Genomic DNA, 19,023 nt, shown 5'->3' on the forward strand with positions numbered 1-19,023 from the left:
CTGAAAGGGTGAGGCGAAGGTGCGGCGGAACGGCCCGGACCGCGCGATGGCGTAGACCGTGGGACAGCGTGCCCGGTGCCCCACGCGCCGGACACCGGCAACCGTCCGCAGCCCAGGAAGGTGACCGTCCCGCGATGCCCGGCCGAACCGACAGCTCCGCCGCCACCGACCGCCCCGACACCGCGGCCCCCGCCCACGGCACCCCCGCCGCCCGCGCCCCCCACCCCGCCGGCACCGCCCCGGCCGCCTCCACCGTCCGCCTCCCCGCCCTCCGCGAACGCGCCGGCCTGGCCCGGCTCCTGCCCGCCCGGCCCCCCTTCGCCCGGCAACTGCGCCGGATCGGCCCCGGCCGCGTCCTGGAGATCGGCTGCGGCGACGGCGACACCCTCGCCGCCTGCGCCCCCGGCAGCGTCGGCATCGACCACGACCCGCGCTCCGTCGCCCACTGCCGCGCCCGCGGCCTGACCGCCTACACCGCCGACGCCTTCCTGGCCGGCCCGCACGCCCGCACCGGCGCCTTCGACGCGCTGCTCACCGCCCACGTCCTGCAACACCTCGACGACGAGCAGGCCGAGGAACTGCTGCACGCCTACGTCCGCTACGTCCGGCCCGGCGGCGGCGTCCTGCTGATCACCGCGCAGGAAGCCGGCCACCGCGCCGGCCCCGAACCCGTCCGCTTCACCGACTTCCCCCTGCTGCGGGCCTTCGCGGAATCCGCCGGACTGGCCGTCCGACGCACCTACTCCCACCCCCTGCCCCGCACCGCCGGCCGCGTCCTGCGGTCGAACTCCTTCGTGCTCGTCGGACAGGTACCCCGGGGCTGAACCGGACGGGCCCGGCACCACCGCGCCGGCCCGCCCGCCCCACGGCCCGACGCCCCTCCCCGAACTACCGCCCCGAGGAGCCCTTGCGGGCCCGCACGATCGCCCGGGTCACGATCGGCGGCAGCACGTCCAGCGCCACCCGGCGCAGCGCACCGCCCGCCGGGCGCGGCGCCGGCCGCCCCGCCGCCGGCCCGGCCTCCGCCGGCCGCGCCTCCGGCTGCCGCTCAGCCGGCCGCTGCGGCTCCGCCCGGTGACGGGACACCGGATGCGCCGGCTCCTTCGCGCCCTTGGCGCTCAACCGGATCAGCGGCGCACCGTTGACCTCCTGCACCTCGTGCCAGACGTCACCGCGCGCCGCCAGCCACTCCCGCAACGCACCCTGATACCGCTCCGGATCGCCCCACGTGCCGTAGAACTTGGTGCCGGTCACACAGATCGGCCGCAGCCCGTGGTTCGTCACCGCCTGCCAGGTGGCCGCGGCCACCCCCGGGCAGTGCTCGGCACGGTAGTCGTCCATCACCACCACCCCGCGGTCGGACAGCAGCTCCCGCACCGCCAGGATGTCGCCGTGCACGTGCTCGTACAGATGCGACGCGTCGATGTGCGCGAACCGCACGCTGTCCGCCTCGACGTGCTCGCTCACCAGCGCGCTCAACCCCTGCACGATGACCGGCAACTCGTCGTGGAACGCCAGGTAGTTGGCCTCGAACGCGCGGCGCGTCAGGGTCGCGTACGACTTCGCCATCTCCTTGGAGTTGGAGTCGTCCGCCGCCGGCGAGTCGAACAGGTCGCAGACCGTGAAGCGCTCCCCCGGACGCAGCCGCGCCCCCAGGAAGATCGCGCTCTTGCCCATGTAGGCGCCCAGCTCCAGCAGGTCACCCGCCACCGACCGGTCCTGCTGATGCTCCAGGAACCAGTCGAAGAGCAGCTGATCGGCGGTGAAGAACCAGCCCTTGACCTCGGACAGCCGGGTCGGGCGCGGCAGCTGGTCGGCACTCTGGTCTGCGGTAACGGCAGTCATGTGCGGTCCGTCTCCAGACGGTCGGGAATCGATGACGACATACGACACGAGGGCGCGGCACGCCACCGGGGTCCGGCGGACGCCCGCCGACCACCCCCGTCGCACCACGCGCTTCACGGAGCGGCGCCATCGTGGGGCAGCAACATGAACGGAAGGTGAGCGCCACCCCCCGCTCCGGTCATCTCCCGCGCACCGCTCCCACCCGGCGCCCCACCGCGCCCCGCCGCCCGCGCCCGCCGACCGGGGGTCCCTCCCGGCCTGCCGGGGGAGGTCACTTCACCGCGCCCGCCATCACGCCCGACACGAACTGCCGCTGGAAGGCGAAGAAGACCACCAACGGCACCACCATCGACAGGAACGCCCCCGGCGCCAGCACATCGATGTTGTTGCCGAACTGCCGCACCTCCTGCTGCAACGCCACCGTGATCGGCGGATGCCCGCTGTCCGCGAAGATCAACGCGATCAGCATGTCGTTCCACACCCACAGGAACTGGAAGATCCCCAGCGACGCGATCGCCGGCCCGCCGAGCGGCATCACCACCCGCGTGAACAGCCGCAGCTCACCCGCCCCGTCCAGCCGCGCCGCCTCCAGCAGCTCCCGCGGGATCTCCGCGAAGAAGTTCCGCAGCAGGAACACCGCGAACGGCAGCCCGAACGCCGTGTGGAACAGCACCACCCCGGCCGTCGTCTCGAACAACCCCACCGCACCGAACAGCTTCGCCACCGGGATCAGCGCCACCTGCACCGGCACCACCAGCAGCCCCACCACCACCATGAACCAGGCGTCCCGCCCCGGGAACTCCAGCCACGCGAAGGCATAACCCGCCAGCGACCCGATCACCACCACCAGCACCGTCGACGGCACCGTGATCGCCGCCGTCGTCACCAGCGACCCCATCACCTTCCCGTTCGACAGCAGATGGCCGTAATTGTCGAACGTCAACTGCGCGGGCCGGGTGAACACCTGCCACCAACCCGACTCGGCGATCTGCGCCGGACCGCGCAGCGACGACAGCAGCAACCCCACCGACGGCATCAGCCAGAACAACGCCACCAGCACCAGGAAGACCCGCACCGCACCGCCCCCGGCGCGCGCCGCGAGCCGCGCGGCCACCGACGGCCCACCGCCCGCCCGCCGCCCCCGCCCGCGCCCCCCACGTCCGGCCGGCACCGCGGCCCCCTCCACGGCCGACATCGGCGACGTCATCGGCGGCGCTCCTTCCGTATCCGGCGCAGATTCACGTACATCACCGGCAACACCAACACCAGCAAGAACACCGCGATCGCACTCCCCAGCCCCTCGTCCACATCCGTGCCGAACGACGACTGGAACAGCTGCAACGCCAGCACGTTCGCCGACCGCAGACTGGAGCCCGGCGCGATGATGTACACCAGGTCGAAGATCTTCAGCACGTTGATCATCAGCGTGACCAGCACCACCACCAGCACCGGCGCGAGCAGCGGCACCGTGATCCGACGGAACACCTGCCACTCACCGGCCCCGTCCACCCGCGCCGCCTCCAACAGCTCCCGCGGCACCCCCGCCAACCCCGCCGCGATCAACACCATCGCGAAACCAGCCCACATCCACACATAACTGCCGATGATGGCCGGCGTGACCAACGCCGGCCCCAGCCAGTCCACCCCGTTGTACGCCGCCGCGAAGTTCGCCGCCGGCAACCGCAGCCGCGCCCCCGCCGCCCCCGCCGGCAACACAAACGTCCCGTCCGCCGCCGTCACCGCCGACGCCACCACCCGGCCATCCCTGACCGCCTCCACCGTCAGACCGGCCAACGCCCTCTCACCCGGATCGATCACACCCGGCCGCCCCCCGCCCCCACGCGTGAAGTCCAGCCACGCCGTACCGGTGACCATCCCCGGCCGCGGCCGCGCGACCACCGCCGGACCCGCCCTCTGCACGTCCCGCGGCTGCACCGCCACCAACGGCAACCCCACCGACGACCCCGCCCGCACCACCGACCGCGTCGTGAACGCCCCGCCCCCCGACGGCCGCAGATCCGCGTTCGGCCGCGGCTTGGCCCCCGGGAACGGCGCCGGCTCCGCGAACGTGTCGTGCACCGCCACCCACACCGCATCGGCCACCCCGCGCTGCGGATCCTGGTCGTAGACCAGCCGGAAGATGATCCCGGCCGCCAGCATCGAGATCGCCATCGGCATGAAGACCACCAACTTGAACGCGGTACCCCACCGCACCCGCTCGGTCAGCACCGCGAAGATCAACCCCAGCGCGGTGGACACCGTCGGCGCCACCACGACCCACACCACGTTGTTCTTCAACGCCGTCCGGATGCCCTCGTCCGAGAACAGCGCCCCGTAATTCCCCAGCCCCACAAAGCCGTTGCCCGACGCATCGAACAGACTCCGGTACACCGAGAACCCGATGGGGTACACCACCAGCGCCCCCAGCAACACCAACGCCGGCAACAGGAACACCGCGGCGACCCACCACCGCGACCCGGCCACCGACCGCCGCCGCGCCCCGACCCTCCCGCCCGCCCCCGTGCCCGCACCGCTCATCGTGACGATCCCCCCGCTCCCGATCGCATCGACATGGCTCCCTCGCGTGGCCGCACCGGGGCCCGGGCCGCGGCACCCGGACCTCGACGCCCCGCACTCAGTGCTTGAACGCCTTGGCCGCGTCCTGCTCCAGCCGCCGCTGGACGCCCGCGACGTCCCTGGGGTTCTTCAGGAAGTCCTGCAGGTCCTTCCACTCGCCCTGCCCCGGCTTCCCCCCGAACGACGCCGGCGCCTGGTCGGACATGTCGAACCGGAAGTCGTCCCCCGCCGCGACCAACGCCTTGGCGATCTTCCGCATCACGTCGTCCGCGTACGCCGCCTGGTCCAGCTCCTTGTTGGGCGAGAGGAAACCGCCCGCCTGCGCCCAGATCTTCGCCGCGTCCGTCGACGCCAGGAACGTCAGCAGCGCCTGCGCCGCCCTGCCGTCCTTGAGCGCCACCGCCACGTCCCCACCGGTCACCACCGGCGACCTGGCCCCCACCGCGGGGAACGGGAACACCTTCGCGTCCGTCCCCACCTTCGCCTTCGTCTGGGCGATGTTCGCCGCCGCGAAATCGGCCGACGACACCATCGCCGCCTTCGGCGTGTCACCCCCGCTGAACGTCTGCGTCACCGACGTCGGGAAATCCGTCTGCAACGCCCCCGCATTGCCGCCCGCCAACAACTCCTTGCGGCCGAACAACTGCCCCAACGTGGTCAGCGCCCGCGTCACCGACGGATCAGTCCACTTCAGGTCGTGCTTCGCCAACTGGTCGTACTTCTGCGGCCCGGCCTGCGACAGATACACGTTCTCGAACCAGTCGGTCAGCGTCCACCCGTCCGACCCGCCCACCGACACCGGCTCCACACCCGACTCGGAAACCGTCTGCGCCGCCTTCAGGAACTCCGGCCACGTCTTCGGCTCCGACACCCCGGCATTCTCGAAAACCTTCGCGTTGTACCAGACCAACGACTTGTTGCTGGCCTTGAAATACACCCCGTACTCGGTGCCCTTGTGCGCCCCGAGATCCCGCCAGCCCTTGCTGAAGTTCTTCGCCAACTGCGCCTTGGCGTCCGCCCCGAGCGGCTTGAGCCACCCCTTCTCCGCGAACTCGTTCAACACCCCGACCTGCTGCAACAGCGCCACGTCCGGCGGCCCGCCACCGGCGATCTTGGACCCGATGAAACCGGCCATGTCGTCGCCGCTCGGCACGAAGTCGACCTTCGCCCCGGTGCGCTTCTCGAACTCCGCCAGCACCTTGGTGAAGTTGTCCCGCTCGGCCCCCGTCCAGACCGCCGTCACCTGCAGCCGCTGCCCACTCAGCTTCGGCAAGGTCACCGTCGGCGCGGTACTCCCACCCCCGCCCCCGCCTCCTGTGCCCCCACTCCCACCCCTCCCACCATTCCCGCTCCCACCACCACTCCCGCACCCCGCCATCCCCAGTGCCACCACCGCGACACCGGCCACCACCCACACACCCCGCCGCGCCCTCGCCCCTCCGGTGCTGGCGCCGGTGCCGGTGCCGGTGTCGGTGCCCGTCCGCCCCATGCGGTCGACTCGTCCGCGCATCCCCGTAGCCCCTCCGTAGCCCTTGCCGCGGCCCCATGAACCCGTGCCCGCCGAGCGGTCCCCGTCCCGTGCGGGCCGCCTCCGTGCGAGTGCGCCGGTGCCGCGGCGCCGTCCCCTTCCGAACACGCCGACGCCACGCCGCCATGCCGTACTGCCGTCGAGCGCCGTACTGCCGTACTGCCGTGCCGGGTACGTGACACCGAGTACGTGACTTCCGTGCCGAGAACGTGCGTGCTGTGGCGCCGTTCCGCGTCGCTGCGTGCCGAGTGCCGTGCGTGCCGTACGGGGCGCGCTGCTGCCGATGCGCCGCTGCCGTACGTGGTGCCCTGGTGCCGGTGCGCTGAAGCCGTGCCCTGGTGCCGGTGCGGGGCGGTGCCTCGCATGATCCCGGTGCGGTGGTGCGGTGGTGCGGTGGTGCGGTGGTGCGGTGGTGCGGTGGTGCGGTGGTGCTCCGCCCGCCCCGTGGCCACGGCACGTGCGACAGTCCTACGCCCCCACCACCGGCTCCGCAATACCGCCACCCACGCCAACTCCCCTTTCGTGATGGGCCCGTTACGGCCGCCACGGGCTACGGCCGCCACGGGCCCACTGCCGCCATGGGCTTGCTACGGCCGCCGCAGGCCGACGGCTACGGCCGCCGCAGGCAGGCGGGCCCGTCGACATCGCGCCCTCAGGCCGGCGGGGGCCCCGCCCCGTGGCGATGGCCCCCGCATCTCAGCTCACGCTCACACCAACGGTGGCCCCGCCGGCGCGCCCGAGGACTGGGCGGCCCGTTGCAGCGCGCTGGCCAGCAGCGCCAGGTCCGTCGGGCCGTTGCCCAGTTCGCGCAGCGGGCGCCGGGCCGGCGGGTCGCCCATCCGTGACCACTCCAGGGGCACCACGGTCGGCCGCAGCGTGGACGTACGGGGTATCCGCCCGGTCACCCGGCCCGCCTGGAACGGCGTGGACGCGCCGTCCCCCGCGCGGTGCAGCCACCCGCGGCCGGGCGGCACCGGCTCGGAGCCGGCCGGCGTCGGCTCGGCGGCGGTGCCCAACTGGATCCGCAGGGCGGCCCGTTCGGCGGTGGCGGTGCCTTCGGTGCGGTCCGGGTGGCCGGTGGCGGCTATCAGGTGCACGCCCAGTGCCACACCGTCCCGGGCCACCGCCTCCAGGGCGCGCACCACGGAACCGGCGGCCGGGCGGCCGGTGCTGCCCAGGGCCGGGGAGACCAGGGCGTCGAAGTCGTCGACCAGGATGAAGAGGCGCGGCATCGGGGCGGCCGCCGGGGCTCCTGTCTGGGCCGGGGCTCCTCCTGCCTGGTGGGCCGCCTGGTGAGCCGTCTGGGCCGTCTGATGGGTCGGCGTCTCGTCGGGGCGGATGTGGTCCTGGGGCGGGGCACCGGGGCGGGTGCGTAGGCGCAGGGTGCCCGTGGGGGAGTGGTCCGCGGGGCCGGCCGGGGTGCCGCTGCCTCCTTCCTTGTTTCGGCAACGATTACTGAGAGTAGTTTGTTCCTGGGATTCGTTACTCGTTGTGAAAGTGGGGGGTGGGGTGGGGGTGGTGGAGGAGAGGGGTGAGGCGGATGAGGCGGATGAGGTGGTTGGGGCGTTGAGGGCGTTGGGGGTGTGAGGGGAGGGGGTGTCGGGGTGGGGTGGTGTGGCGGGGGAGGCGCCGGACGCCATGGCGGCACGGGAGGTGTGAGAGGCGCTGGAGGGGTGGGAACCGCTGGACGTGCCGGAGGGGTGGGACGTGCTGGAGGACGTGGGGGTGCCTTCGGCGGAGCGGCGCGGGGCGATGATGCGCGGGGCCGGGAGGTGCTTGGTGCGCCACTCGGAGAAGGGGGTGCCGGCCAGTATTTCGGCGCGCCGTTTGAGTTCGGAGGAGAGCGCCTGGGCGAACTCCCGCATCCGCAGCGGGTCGGAGGCGGCCAGGTGCGTCGTGACGTGCGGCAGGTCGGTGCAGACCCGCAGGCCCTCGCCGCGCTCGGTGCCGGCGCCGTCCACCAGCACCAGCGACAGGCGGTCCGGGCGGTCGGCGGCGGCCAGCGACGCGGCGAGGGACCGCAGCAGCTCGGTCTTGCCGGTGGCCGCCGCGCCCTCGACGAGCAGATGCGCGCCGTCGGCCGCGAGATCGGCGACCACGGGGCCGTGCGGCCCGGCGCCCAGTACCGCGGCGGCGTTGGGCCGGTCGGTGTCCTGCACCGCCGCCCAACGGGCCATCAGGGACGCGGGGGTGGCGCGGGCCAGCCCCAGTTCGTCCAGCAGGCGGGCCGACTCCGGCAGCGGTATGGCGGCGCGCGGTGCCGCGGGCCCCGGGCCGCCGCCCGCCTCGACCTCGCGCAGCGGCGCCAGCGCCCGGGCGAAACGCTCCGCCCAGGCGACCGAGACGGCGTCCACGGTCGCGACCGTGCCGTTCGGCCCCGAGCCCGGCTGGACCACCCGCAGGGCCGTGGCGACATCGCCGCTGAGCACCGCCACCGCCCCGCACTCGCCGAACGCCGGCGAGGCGACCCGCGCCGCCTCGTGCGTCGCGGCCAGCGGGAAGGCGGGGGAGGCGGCCGGGGTCTCGGCCAGGCAGAGCACGTGGATGCCGGCCGCCGCGCCGCCCGCCGCGAGCCGTGCGGTGGTCTCGCGCAGCGCGGACGAGCCGGGGTCGCCGTCCACGATCAGCAGGGTGTACGGCCCCTGGTGGCGGGCGGCGGCGGAGGCCACCTCGGCGCGCTCGGCGCTGGGCCAGCCGGGGCCCAGGGGGCCGTCGTCCAGCCGTCGCACCAACTCGGCCGTACGGGCCGCGGCCTGCTCCTTGTCGTAGGCGAGCAGCAGCCGGCAGTCCTGGCCGCGGGTCGGGCGGACGTGCGGCAGCCAGCCCAGCCAGGACCAGTCGGCCACCCGCTCCTCCAGGGAGTGCGCCCGGTCGGTGCTGACCAGCACGACCTCCAGCGTCCCGGGGGAGTGCAGCGCGACCAGCTGGGCGGTGGTGGACCGGGCCAGCCCGACGAGCCGTCCGCGCGGCCCGGCCAGCCCGAGGGCGCCGGCCCGGCGCAGCTCGACGGAGACGGGCGCGACGGACCGGCCGCCGTCCCGCTCGGCCGTGCCCAGGCGGACGGTGAGCGCGTCCGGGTGCTCCGGGCCGCGCTCCCAGAGCCGGGGGCCCGGGCCGAGCGCGGTGAGCAGGACCGCGGCGGCGTCCGGCCAGCGTTCGTCGGCGGCCGGGCCGGCGGGGGCGCTGCCGGCGGGTGCGCGGGACGCGCGGTCGACCGGGGCGGGGGCGTCGTCGTGGGTGTCGTACGCGTCGTGCGGGGTCGGGTCCGACGGCTCCACCGCGGGGCGTCCGCCGGCCAGCCGCCGCGCCCAGGCGCCGATGCCGCCGCGGCGGCCCGCCTTACGGGTCATCGACTCGGCCGGGGCCAGGGACCGTTGTCCGCCGTGGGTCTGCCCGCCCGTGGGCGGGGCTCCGTGGCCGGACAGCGCTTCGTCTCCGTGCTCGGTCGTCGCGTCGTGGCCGGCGGCCCGGGCCCCGTGTTCCGCTGCGTGTTCCGCTCCGGGGTGTCCCGGTGTGTGTGCGGTGTGCGGGGGGTGGCCGGGGAGTGAGCCGGGTGCCTCGGCGTCGGGTGCTGCGGTGCCGGTTGTGCCCGGCCCGTGGGCGGTGGGGTCGGGGGTGGGCTCCGGGAAGGGCGTGGCGGGGGCGGCGGGCGGGAACAGGCCGTCCGTCGCCGGGCCGCCCGGGCTCCGGGGCGGGATTCCGGGCGTGCCGGGGTTTCCCTCGGGGCCGGTCGCCGTGCCGTGGGGCGCCCCGGTGGCCGGGGCGGGAACGCCGCGCAGCGGGGTGTCCCGGCGGCGGCCGGGCCCGTCGCCGGACGTGGCCTCCGCGCCGGGCGTCCACCGGACGGCCGGTGGCGGGGTGCCGTCGGCCCCCGCGGCGGTGGGGGGCGGGCCGGCGTACAGGGCGCCGGACGTGGTCGCTCCGCTGGCCGTCGCTCCGGGGGCGATCCGTCCGGAGGCGACCCGGAGGTGGCCCTCCCCGTCGGGGGTGGCGCTCAGGGCCGGGTCCGGGGTGCGCGGCGGGGACTGGAGGCGGAGCGCCGATTCGCCGATGCGCAGCAGGGCGCCGGGCGGCAGGGGGACGGCGAGGTCGCCGAGCTCGGTGCCGTCGACGACGGTGCCGTTGGTGGAGCGCAGGTCGGCGATGTACACGGAGCCGTCGGGCTCGACGGTGACGGCGCAGTGCAGGCGGGAGACGTCCGGGTCGTCCAGGGGGACGTCGGCGTCGGCGGAGCGGCCGATGCGGACCTGGCCGCCGTGCAGGAGGTGGACGCCGCCGGCGTCGGGGCCGGAGACGACGCGGAGCCGGGCGGAGCCGTGGGGCAGGCCGTGCGCGGGGGCCGGGCCGGGGCCCTGGAGGGAGAGCACCGCGCCGTCGATCAGCGGCGGCTCGCCGAGCGCCGCGCGCTGCGGATCGAGCCGTTCGGTGCCGGCGTAGAGCACGACGGGGGCGCTGCTGCCGCCGGTGCCGATGTCCGCGCCGGAGCCCGCCACGGCCGCCGCGAGCGAGCCGGCGACCGTCGCCAGGGCGGTCCCGGCGGGGGCCGTCACGAGGACGTCGCAGGCCCGTGTGGTGTGGCCGCTGCGCGGCCCGAGGACGGTCAGCCGGATCTGCATCGCCGTCAACGGTCCCTTCTGCCGGGTATCCGGCCGGGGCTCCGCTCGCTCCCCCACCGCACCCCGGGCACGTCGGCACGGACATGTCCCATGCACGTCGCGACAGTGACCGCGCGCCCCTACCGCGTGCGTGCTGGGATGCATCCTCGCACCTGCCGCTGACAACACGCCCGCCGACCGCCCATTAATGATCTTGATTGGTCGGCGCCCGGCGGAAAACTGCCTGCTTACACGCACCGAACCGGCCGTTTTCGATCAACGGGTGCCGGGGAAGCGGTCAGGGGCGGACGGCACCCGGACCGCTGACGCGGGTTCCGGTCGTGTTGACGCGAAGGCCCCCTGCCCTTGTGCGGAGCGGCCCCGGAGGCGTCCGGAATCCGGGCAACCAACGGCTCGGAACGCGCGTCTTCCCGAGGAGCCCCGCCCCGTCCGGCGCACCGAAATGTTTGTGCGACGGCACTACAGTGGGGCGACGGGCCGCGAGCTGACCCAGCGGGCCAGGCAAGGATCCACCACGAACCAGGGAGCGCATGACGTGCGGCCGGTAGGCAGCAAGTACCTGCTTGAGGAGCCTCTGGGGCGCGGCGCCACGGGCACCGTCTGGCGTGCCCGCCAGAGGGAGACGGCGGGTGCCGAGGCGGCCGTCGCCGGGGAGCCCGGCGAGACGGTCGCGATCAAGGTCCTCAAGGAGGAGCTGGCGTCCGACGCGGACGTGGTGATGCGCTTCCTGCGCGAGCGCTCGGTCCTGCTGCGGCTGACCCACCCCAACATCGTCCGGACCCGCGACCTGGTCGTCGAGGGCGACCTGCTGGCGCTCGTCATGGACCTGGTCGACGGCCCCGACCTGCACCGCTACCTGCGTGACAACGGCCCGTTCAGCCCGGTGGCGGCGGCGCTGCTCACCGCGCAGATCGCCGACGCGCTGGCCGCCAGCCACGCCGACGGCGTCGTCCACCGCGACCTCAAGCCCGCCAACGTCCTGCTCGCCGGCTCCGACGGCGCCGAGCGGATGCACCCGATGCTGACCGACTTCGGCATCGCCCGGCTCGCCGACTCCCCGGGGCTGACCCGTACGCACGAGTTCGTCGGCACCCCCGCCTATGTGGCGCCGGAGTCCGCCGAGGGCCGTCCGCAGACCTCCGCCGTGGACATCTACGGCGCCGGCATCCTGCTCTACGAGCTGCTCACCGGCCGCCCGCCGTTCGCCGGGGCGACCGCCCTGGAGGTGCTGCACCGGCACCTCGCCGAGGAGCCGCAGCGCCCCGCCTCGGTTCCCGAGCCGCTGTGGACGGTCGTCGAGCGCTGCCTGCGCAAGCGTCCCGAGGAGCGCCCCAGCGCCGAGAACCTCGCGCGCGGGCTGCGCACCGTCGCCGCCGGCATCGGCGCGCACGCCACCCCGCAGCAGGCCGAGGCGGCACTGGGCGTCGCCGCGCTGCTCGCCCCCGACCCGGAGCCGGCCACGGTCCCGGGCACCGAGGGCTCCCAGGGGACGGACGCCGCGGCCCCCACCCAGGTGCTGCCGACCAACGCGGCCTCCCCCTACGACCCGGGCGCACCGACCAGCGTGCTGCCGTCCACGGGTGCCCCGGGGCAGGGGCCGGCCCCGACGCGGGCCATGCCGCCGGTGCCCCCGATGCCGGCCGCCGCGCCCATGGCCGGTCCGCCGGAGCCCGAGGGTCCGCACCCGTGGGAGTCCCAGCTGCGGGCCGCCCGGGACCGCAACGAGCAGACCCAGGTGCAGTACCTGGACCCCCAGGACGACCCGCTGCGCCGCCGTCCGCAGCGCCGCCCGGCGCCCGCCCAGGCCCCGCAGCAGCCCCCGTACGGCGGCCAGCAGGCCGGCTACGCCCCGCAGCGCCCGCCGGCCCCGCAGCGCCGCCAGGAGCCGCCGCCGCAGCGCTACGAGCCGGCCCCGCCGCCCGCCCGGGAGCCCCGCCCCCGGCGCGAGCCGCGGCCGCGCAGCGCCAACCCGATGCGGATCCCGGGTCTGGGCTGCCTGAAGGGCTGCCTCTTCACGGTGCTGCTGCTGTTCGTGGCGGCCTGGTTGATCTGGGAGTTCACCCCGCTCCAGGAGTGGATCGGGACGACCAAGGGCTTCTTCCAGCAGATCGGTGACGTCTTCGCCAGCGTGCAGCACTTCGTACAGAAGATCGGCGGCTGACGGTCCGTACGGACCGGATGCCGACGGCATCGTCTCTTTGTCGACATCCGGCCGGTGAATTCCCGTACAGAAGTGACGGTTGCCGCCATTGGGGGCACTGAACCCTCTGGCGCCCGCGTAGCTTTGACGCCAACCTCAGCCCCCGAGGACACCCGGGGGCCCGACACGTCGGAGCAGTCTTGGCACGGAAGATCGGCAGCCGGTACACCGCCCACCAGATCCTGGGGCGCGGCAGTGCCGGCACGGTATGGCTGGGCGAGGGCCCCGAAGGGGCCGTGGCCATCAAGCTGTTGCGTGAGGACCTCGCCTCCGACCAGGAGCTCGTCGGCCGCTTCGTGCAGGAGCGGGCGGCACTGCTGAGTCTGGAGCACCCGCGCGTCGTCGGAGTCCGCGACCTCGTCGTCGACGGCGCCGACCTCGCGCTCGTCATGGACCTGGTCCGCGGCACCGACCTGCGCACCCGTCTGGAGCGCGAGCGGCGGCTCGCCCCGGAGGCCGCGGTCGCCATCGCCGCCGACGTCGCCGACGGCCTCGTCGCCGCGCACGCCGCGCGGATCGTGCACCGCGACGTCAAGCCGGAGAACGTCCTGCTGGACATGCAGGGGCCGCTCGGCCCCGGTGGCGCGCACCCCGCGCTGCTCACCGACTTCGGCATCGCGCGCCTGGTGGACTCCCCCCGCAGGACCCTCTCCCAGCCGCCGGGCGGGGGGTCCACCCTCTCGCTCCGCTCCGCGAAGGTCATCGGCACCCCCGACTACCTCGCCCCGGAGATCATCGAGGGCCTGCCGCCGCGCGCCTCCGTGGACGTCTACGCGCTGGCGACGGTCCTGTACGAGATGCTCGCCGGCTTCACGCCCTTCGGGGGCGGCCACCCCGGTGCGGTGCTGCGCCGCCACGTCACCGAGAGCGTCGCCCCGCTGCCCGGCATCCCGGACGAGCTGTGGCAGCTGCTGCTCCAGTGCCTGGCCAAGGCGCCCGCCTCCCGGCTGCGCGCCCCGGAGCTGGCCGCCCGACTGCGGGAGATCCTGCCCGGCCTGGCCGGCATCCCGCCGCTGGACATCGACGAGCCCGACGACGAGCAGCCGGCGGACGACCCGGAGGGCGCCCCCGCCGGGTCCCGCCAGGAGGCCCGCTACCCGGCTTCGGCACCCGAGGGCCCGCCGCGCGGCGCGGTCCCCCTCGTCCAGGGGGCGAAGCCGGACTCCAGCCGGGAGACGCACACCAGCATGCGGGTCCCCGGGCCGGACGAGCTGGCCGGCGGCGCGCACGGCACGGCCCGCGCCCCGCGGGCCGCCGGGGAGCGCCGGGCGGGCTCGGCCCGGCACCGCTCCTCCCCGGAGGCGGTGCGCCGCCGTCGGATCAAGGTGGGCGTGGTGGCCGCCGTGGTCGTGGTGGCGGGCGCGGTCGGCGGCCTGCTGGCCTCGGGCGGCGGTGATGAGCCGGGCGGTGCCCGGCCGGGCGTGCACCATCCGCGATAGGGCCTGTGACCTGGGCCTGAGGGTGCCGGGGTCGGCGCGGGCACCTCGGCGCGGGCCCGGCGGGCGGCCCGTGCGCCCCGTTTTCATCCGGTCCGGCCAGGACGGGCCGGGGACACGCCGGGACAGATTGTCGGTGGCAGCCGTTAGGCTGGGTGCGTGGCAGTCGTCGATGTATCCGAAGAGCTGAAGTCCCTCTCCTCGACCATGGGGTCGATCGAGGCCGTCCTGGACCTCGACAAGATGAGGGCCGATGTCGCCGTGCTTGAGGAGCAGGCCGCGGAGCCGTCCCTGTGGGACGACCCGGCGAACGCGCAGAAGATCACCAGCCAGCTGTCCTACCTCCAGGGCCAGCTGCGTCGGGCCGAGGCGCTGCGCGGTCGCGTCGACGACCTTGAGGTGCTCTTCGAGCTCGCCGAGGCCGAGGGCGACGAGGAGACCCGCGCCGAGGCCGAGCGGGAGCTGATCGACGTCCGCAAGGCGGTGGACGAGATGGAGGTCCGCACCCTGCTGTCCGGCGAGTACGACGCCCGCGAGGCCCTGGTGAGCGTCCGTGCCGAGGCCGGCGGCGTGGACGCCGCGGACTTCGCCGAGAAGCTCCAGCGGATGTACCTGCGCTGGGCCGAGCGGCACGGCTACAAGACCGAGCTGTACGAGACCTCGTACGCCGAAGAGGCCGGCATCAAGTCGACCACCTTCGCCGTCCAGGTGCCCTACGCCTACGGCACGCTCTCGGTGGAGCAGGGCACGCACCGCCTGGTGCGCATCTCGCCGTTCGACAACCAGGGCCGCCGTCAGACCTCCTTCGCGGGCGTCGAGGTGCTGCCGGTCGTCGAGCAGACCGACCACATCGAGATCGACGAGAGCGATCTGCGGGTGGACGTCTACCGCTCCTCCGGCCCCGGTGGCCAGGGCGTCAACACCACCGACTCCGCGGTCCGGTTGACGCACCTCCCCACCGGCATCGTCGTCTCCTGCCAGAACGAGCGCTCGCAGATCCAGAACAAGGCCTCCGCCATGAACGTCCTCCAGGCGAAGCTGCTGGAGCGGCGCCGCCAGGAGGAGCAGGCCAAGATGGACGCCCTCAAGGGCGACGGCGGCAACTCCTGGGGCAACCAGATGCGTTCGTACGTCCTGCACCCGTACCAGATGGTCAAGGACCTGCGGACGGAGTTCGAGGTCGGCAACCCGCAGGCCGTGCTGGACGGGGACATCGACGGCTTCCTGGAGGCCGGCATCCGCTGGCGCAAGCAGCAGGAGCAGCAGGCGAAGTAGCCGCGGACGCAAGCGGACAAACGCCTTCAGAAGGTTCGGACAACTGCCTCCCCAAGGGGGGCAGTTGTTTTTTGCGGTGGCGGTTAGGTCACAGTCGTACGTCCATGTATCGCCCAACTCATGACAATTCGGTCATCAAGCCTTTATTCGGCCTTGACGATGTTCCGAGAACTGGGAAGGCTGAGCGCGGCATGCGTGTGTCATGGGGCGCGTGTAGGAACGGGGAGGCGAACGGCCCGCCGGCAGTGCCGGGCCGTGGTGTGCACACCCCCATCGGTCGTTGCCCCGTGCGGCGGTGCTCCAATGACGAGTTCAGCTACTGGGGGTAGCAGTACATGACGAAGAAGACGCGGCTGCGCGTGGCGCGCATTGCGGCCGGTGCGGTGATCGCGGCCGGTGCGTCGCTCACCGCGGCCGGTGCGGCATCCGCCGCCGGCACGGACGGTACGCCGGCGAAGCAGAGTGACGGCATCATCGGCGGCATTATCGGTGGCATCTTCGGCGGCGGCGACAGCACCGGCGGCGAGAGCACCGGTGGCCAGACGACCGGCGGCGAGAGCACCGGCGGCGAGAGCGCCGGTGGCCAGAGCACCGGCGGTGAGATCGGCAGCCAGAACTCCGGCGGCCAGACCTCCGGTGGCGAGATCGGCGGCACCGGCGGCGAGACCTCCGGCGGCCAGAACTCCGGCGGTCAGACCACGGGTGGCCAGACCACCGGCGGCGAGACCACGGGTGGTGAGACCACTGGTGGCCAGAACTCCGGTGGCCAGACCTCGGGTGGTCAGACCACGGGTGGCGAGACCACCGGTGGCCAGAACTCGGGCGGCCAGACCTCGGGTGGTCAGACCACGGGTGGCGAGACCACCGGCGGCCAGAACTCCGGCGGTCAGTCCACCGGTGGCCAGACTTCCGGTGGCCAGAACTCCGGCGGCCAGACCGGCGGCAGCAGCACCGGTGGTCACTCCGGTGGCAGCACCGGCGGCAGCCACTCCGGTGGCACCAGCACGGGCGGCACCACCACCGGCGGCGACAGCACCGGTACCGGTACCGACAACGAGGGCTCCAAGCCGATCGAGCAGCCCGGCCAGGGCAAGGAGCAGGTCATCGACACCCCGGGCCAGGCCAAGCAGCAGGCCAAGGGTGGTCAGCTGGCGGAGACCGGTTCGTCCGGCACCACCGTCCTGCTGATCGGTGCCGCCACGATGATCGCCGGCGGTGTGGGCTTCCGGGTCCTGCCGCGCCTGATCAACAAGAGCGGCGGCGCGGCGGCTGCCTGACGCTGACGCGGCACACGACGAGGGGCCCGGGACGCATGCGTCCCGGGCCCCTCGGGCGTCCGCGGGCGATGATGGGCGGTGGTCCGGGCACCCTGCGCGGCGGGGCCGTCACTCTGCGGCGCCGCGGGGCGGGCCCGGGGAGTTTCAGACGGCCTGGCGGAGCAGCACCGCGACCGCGAGCAGCGCGATCAGCAGGGCCGCCAGCACCACGGGATTGAGCTGGCCGAAAAAGCCCGCTTGTCGCTGGAGCCGTTCCCTGCTGGCCCGGCACACAGGGCAGCGGCCCTCGCTCACAGGGGCCGCGCAGTTGGCGCACACCAATCGGTCGTACGTCATGCGACCTCCTTACTTACCGCATCAACGCACCGGGCGGCGCATTGGTTCCCTCTACCACTGTGCCAGTTCCGCCGCCGGACGGCGCGCCCCGGGGTTTACCCCCTTTCCGACCCGGCCGCACCCTTCCCTCCCACCCGGCAGTACCCTTCCCGCCCACCCGCCCGGAATTGTGCGCTTTTTGTCCCGTAGGCACCGTGAAGAACCACACCAACCTCCCCCGCCGGCTGGGCCCCCACATCAGGTTCGCGTAGGGTCACGCACACCGACGGGAGCCGTGACCGGCAACCCGTGCCCCTACCCAGGTCGACCGTGGTGCATCTGTGATCCGATTCGACAACGTCTCCAAGACCTACCCGAAGCAGAACCGCCCCGCCCTCAGGGACGTCTCCCTGGAGATCGAGCGCGGCGAGTTCGTCTTCCTGGTGGGTTCCTCGGGCTCCGGTAAGTCCACCTTCCTGCGGCTGCTCCTGCGCGAGGAGCGCGCCAGCCATGGCGCCGTGCACGTACTGGGGAAGGATCTGGCCAAGCTGTCCAACTGGAAGGTGCCGCAGATGCGCCGCCAGGTGGGCACGGTCTTCCAGGACTTCCGGTTGCTCCCCAACAAGACTGTGGGGCAGAACGTCGCCTTCGCCCTGGAAGTCATCGGCAGGCCGCGCGGACAGATCCGCAAGACGGTGCCCGAAGTCCTCGAACTCGTCGGCCTCGGCGGCAAGGAGGACCGCATGCCGGGCGAGCTGTCCGGTGGTGAGCAGCAGCGCGTCGCCATCGCGCGGGCCTTCGTCAACCGCCCGTTGCTGCTCATCGCCGACGAGCCCACCGGCAACCTCGACCCGCAGACCTCCGTCGGCATCATGAAGCTGCTGGACCGGATCAACCGCACCGGGACGACGGTGGTCATGGCCACCCACGACCAGCAGATCGTCGACCAGATGCGCAAGCGGGTCATGGAACTCGAGAAGGGCCGGCTCGTACGCGACCAGTCGCGCGGCGTGTACGGCTACCAGCACTGAAAGGACGCCATGCGCGCCCAGTTCGTCCTGTCGGAGATCGGCGTCGGTCTCCGCCGAAATCTCACGATGACCTTCGCCGTCATCGTCTCGGTAGCCCTCTCGCTCGGCCTGTTCGGCGCCTCGCTGTTGATGCGCGACCAGGTCAACACGATGAAGGGGTACTGGTACGACAAGGTCAACGTCTCCATCTTCTTCTGCAACAAGAACGACGCCGAGACGGCCGCCAACTGCGCCAAGGGCGCGGCGACCGAGCAGCAGAAGAACGACATCCTGGCCGAGCTGCACCGGCTGCCGCTGGTGCAGAACGTGGAGCACGAGACCAGCGATCAGGCGTACAAGCACTACAAGGAGCAGTTCGGCGACACGCCCGTGGCCGGTCTGGTCACGCCCGACCAGCTGCCGGAGTCCTTCCGGGTCAAGCTCAAGGACCCGACCAAGTTCGACGTGATCAAGTCGGCGTTCTCCGAGCGCCCCGGCGTCGAGCAGGTTCAGGACCAACGGGACACCGTCGAACCGCTGTTCCGCCTCCTGGACGGCATGCGGTACGCGGCCCTGGGCGTCATGGGCCTGATGCTGGTGGTGGCGCTGATGCTGATCGTCAACACCGTGCGGGTCTCCGCGTTCAGCCGCCGCCGGGAGACCGGCATCATGCGGCTGGTGGGCGCCTCCAGCTTCTACATCCAGCTGCCGTTCATCATGGAGGCCGCGATCGCCGGCCTCATCGGCGCCGTGTTCGCCTGCGTCCTGCTCGTCGGCGGCAAGTACTTCATGATCAACCAGTGGCTGGCGAAGCAGATCCAGGTGGTCAACTTCATCGGCTGGGACGCCGTCCTGGCGGTGCTTCCGCTGGTCCTGCTCATCGGGTTGCTGATGCCCGCGCTCGCCGCGTTCTTCGCGCTGCGCAAGTACCTCAAGGTGTGAGC

General features: G+C 73.4%; 13 protein-coding genes. 7 read left to right on the forward strand and 6 right to left on the reverse strand.

Features of this window, described 5'->3' with window-relative positions; translation table 11 throughout:
• Positions 1–134: 134 nt before the first annotated feature.
• The gene (locus MOV08_RS25800; RefSeq protein ID WP_275309021.1) at positions 135–824 is read left to right on the forward strand and encodes a class I SAM-dependent methyltransferase; all 690 of its coding nucleotides are present in this window, start codon (positions 135–137) and stop codon (positions 822–824) included.
• A gap of 64 nt (positions 825–888) precedes the next feature.
• Here the strand turns inward: MOV08_RS25800 and MOV08_RS25805 are convergent, their stop codons facing one another.
• From MOV08_RS25805 to MOV08_RS25825, 5 genes are all read right to left on the reverse strand, one after another.
• A complete protein-coding gene (locus tag MOV08_RS25805; RefSeq protein ID WP_039635954.1) occupies positions 889–1,845 on the reverse strand; it encodes a class I SAM-dependent methyltransferase in 957 nt (318 codons plus the stop codon).
• 271 nt (positions 1,846–2,116) lie between these two features.
• A complete protein-coding gene (locus tag MOV08_RS25810) occupies positions 2,117–3,052 on the reverse strand; it encodes a carbohydrate ABC transporter permease (protein WP_403404425.1) in 936 nt (311 codons plus the stop codon).
• A complete protein-coding gene (locus tag MOV08_RS25815) occupies positions 3,049–4,383 on the reverse strand; it encodes a carbohydrate ABC transporter permease (protein ID WP_275309022.1) in 1,335 nt (444 codons plus the stop codon). Before MOV08_RS25815 ends, MOV08_RS25810 begins: the two co-directional genes overlap by 4 nt.
• Before the next feature lie 97 nt (positions 4,384–4,480).
• Complete coding sequence (locus tag MOV08_RS25820; protein ID WP_275311891.1) at positions 4,481–5,800, reverse strand: ABC transporter substrate-binding protein; 1,320 nt, start codon at positions 5,798–5,800, stop codon at positions 4,481–4,483.
• Positions 5,801–6,657: 857 nt separating this feature from the next.
• Entirely contained in the window at positions 6,658–10,566 is a 3,909-nt protein-coding gene (locus MOV08_RS25825) for an FtsK/SpoIIIE domain-containing protein (RefSeq protein WP_275311892.1), read from the reverse strand.
• 535 nt (positions 10,567–11,101) lie between these two features.
• Here MOV08_RS25825 and MOV08_RS25830 point away from each other — a divergent pair.
• The 4 genes from MOV08_RS25830 (at position 11,102) to MOV08_RS25845 (ending at position 16,754) form a co-directional block, all read left to right on the forward strand.
• Complete coding sequence (locus MOV08_RS25830) at positions 11,102–12,727, forward strand: serine/threonine-protein kinase (RefSeq protein WP_275309024.1); 1,626 nt, start codon at positions 11,102–11,104, stop codon at positions 12,725–12,727.
• Positions 12,728–12,906: 179 nt separating this feature from the next.
• Entirely contained in the window at positions 12,907–14,205 is a 1,299-nt protein-coding gene (locus MOV08_RS25835) for a serine/threonine-protein kinase (RefSeq protein ID WP_275309026.1), read from the forward strand.
• Positions 14,206–14,361: 156 nt separating this feature from the next.
• Positions 14,362–15,477 (forward strand): peptide chain release factor 2, encoded by a 1,116-nt coding sequence (gene prfB, locus MOV08_RS25840; protein ID WP_275309028.1) that lies wholly within the window; start codon positions 14,362–14,364, stop codon positions 15,475–15,477.
• Positions 15,478–15,812: 335 nt separating this feature from the next.
• Positions 15,813–16,754, forward strand: a complete 942-nt coding sequence (locus MOV08_RS25845) for a hypothetical protein (protein ID WP_275309030.1) — start codon at positions 15,813–15,815, stop codon at positions 16,752–16,754.
• A gap of 144 nt (positions 16,755–16,898) precedes the next feature.
• Here the strand turns inward: MOV08_RS25845 and MOV08_RS25850 are convergent, their stop codons facing one another.
• Positions 16,899–17,090, reverse strand: a complete 192-nt coding sequence (locus MOV08_RS25850; RefSeq protein ID WP_039635971.1) for a hypothetical protein — start codon at positions 17,088–17,090, stop codon at positions 16,899–16,901.
• Between the two features lie 320 nt (positions 17,091–17,410).
• On the opposite strand from MOV08_RS25850, the gene ftsE reads away from it, so the two are divergent.
• Both ftsE and ftsX read left to right on the forward strand, forming a co-directional pair.
• The gene (gene ftsE, locus MOV08_RS25855; RefSeq protein ID WP_039635973.1) at positions 17,411–18,100 is read left to right on the forward strand and encodes a cell division ATP-binding protein FtsE; all 690 of its coding nucleotides are present in this window, start codon (positions 17,411–17,413) and stop codon (positions 18,098–18,100) included.
• A gap of 9 nt (positions 18,101–18,109) precedes the next feature.
• Positions 18,110–19,021, forward strand: coding sequence for a permease-like cell division protein FtsX (gene ftsX, locus MOV08_RS25860; protein ID WP_039635975.1), 912 nt, complete (start codon positions 18,110–18,112; stop codon positions 19,019–19,021).
• Positions 19,022–19,023 lie beyond the last annotated feature (2 nt).

The organism is Streptomyces yunnanensis (genome assembly GCF_029011865.1).
GTDB lineage: Bacteria > Actinomycetota > Actinomycetes > Streptomycetales > Streptomycetaceae > Streptomyces > Streptomyces yunnanensis.

Excerpts from the sequence above, each read along its gene's own strand:
- MOV08_RS25800 (WP_275309021.1), top strand. The coding sequence starts at position 135 with ATGCCCGGCCGAACCGACAGCTCCGCCGCCACCGACCGCCCCGACACC.
- MOV08_RS25805 (WP_039635954.1), bottom strand. The coding sequence starts at position 1,845 with ATGACTGCCGTTACCGCAGACCAGAGTGCCGACCAGCTGCCGCGCCCG.
- MOV08_RS25810 (WP_403404425.1), bottom strand. The coding sequence starts at position 3,052 with ATGACGTCGCCGATGTCGGCCGTGGAGGGGGCCGCGGTGCCGGCCGGA.
- MOV08_RS25815 (WP_275309022.1), bottom strand. The coding sequence starts at position 4,383 with ATGAGCGGTGCGGGCACGGGGGCGGGCGGGAGGGTCGGGGCGCGGCGG.
- MOV08_RS25820 (WP_275311891.1), bottom strand. The coding sequence starts at position 5,800 with ATGGCGGGGTGCGGGAGTGGTGGTGGGAGCGGGAATGGTGGGAGGGGT.
- MOV08_RS25825 (WP_275311892.1), bottom strand. The coding sequence starts at position 10,566 with ATGCAGATCCGGCTGACCGTCCTCGGGCCGCGCAGCGGCCACACCACA.
- MOV08_RS25845 (WP_275309030.1), top strand. The coding sequence starts at position 15,813 with ATGACGAAGAAGACGCGGCTGCGCGTGGCGCGCATTGCGGCCGGTGCG.
- MOV08_RS25850 (WP_039635971.1), bottom strand. The coding sequence starts at position 17,090 with ATGACGTACGACCGATTGGTGTGCGCCAACTGCGCGGCCCCTGTGAGC.
- ftsX (WP_039635975.1), top strand. The coding sequence starts at position 18,110 with ATGCGCGCCCAGTTCGTCCTGTCGGAGATCGGCGTCGGTCTCCGCCGA.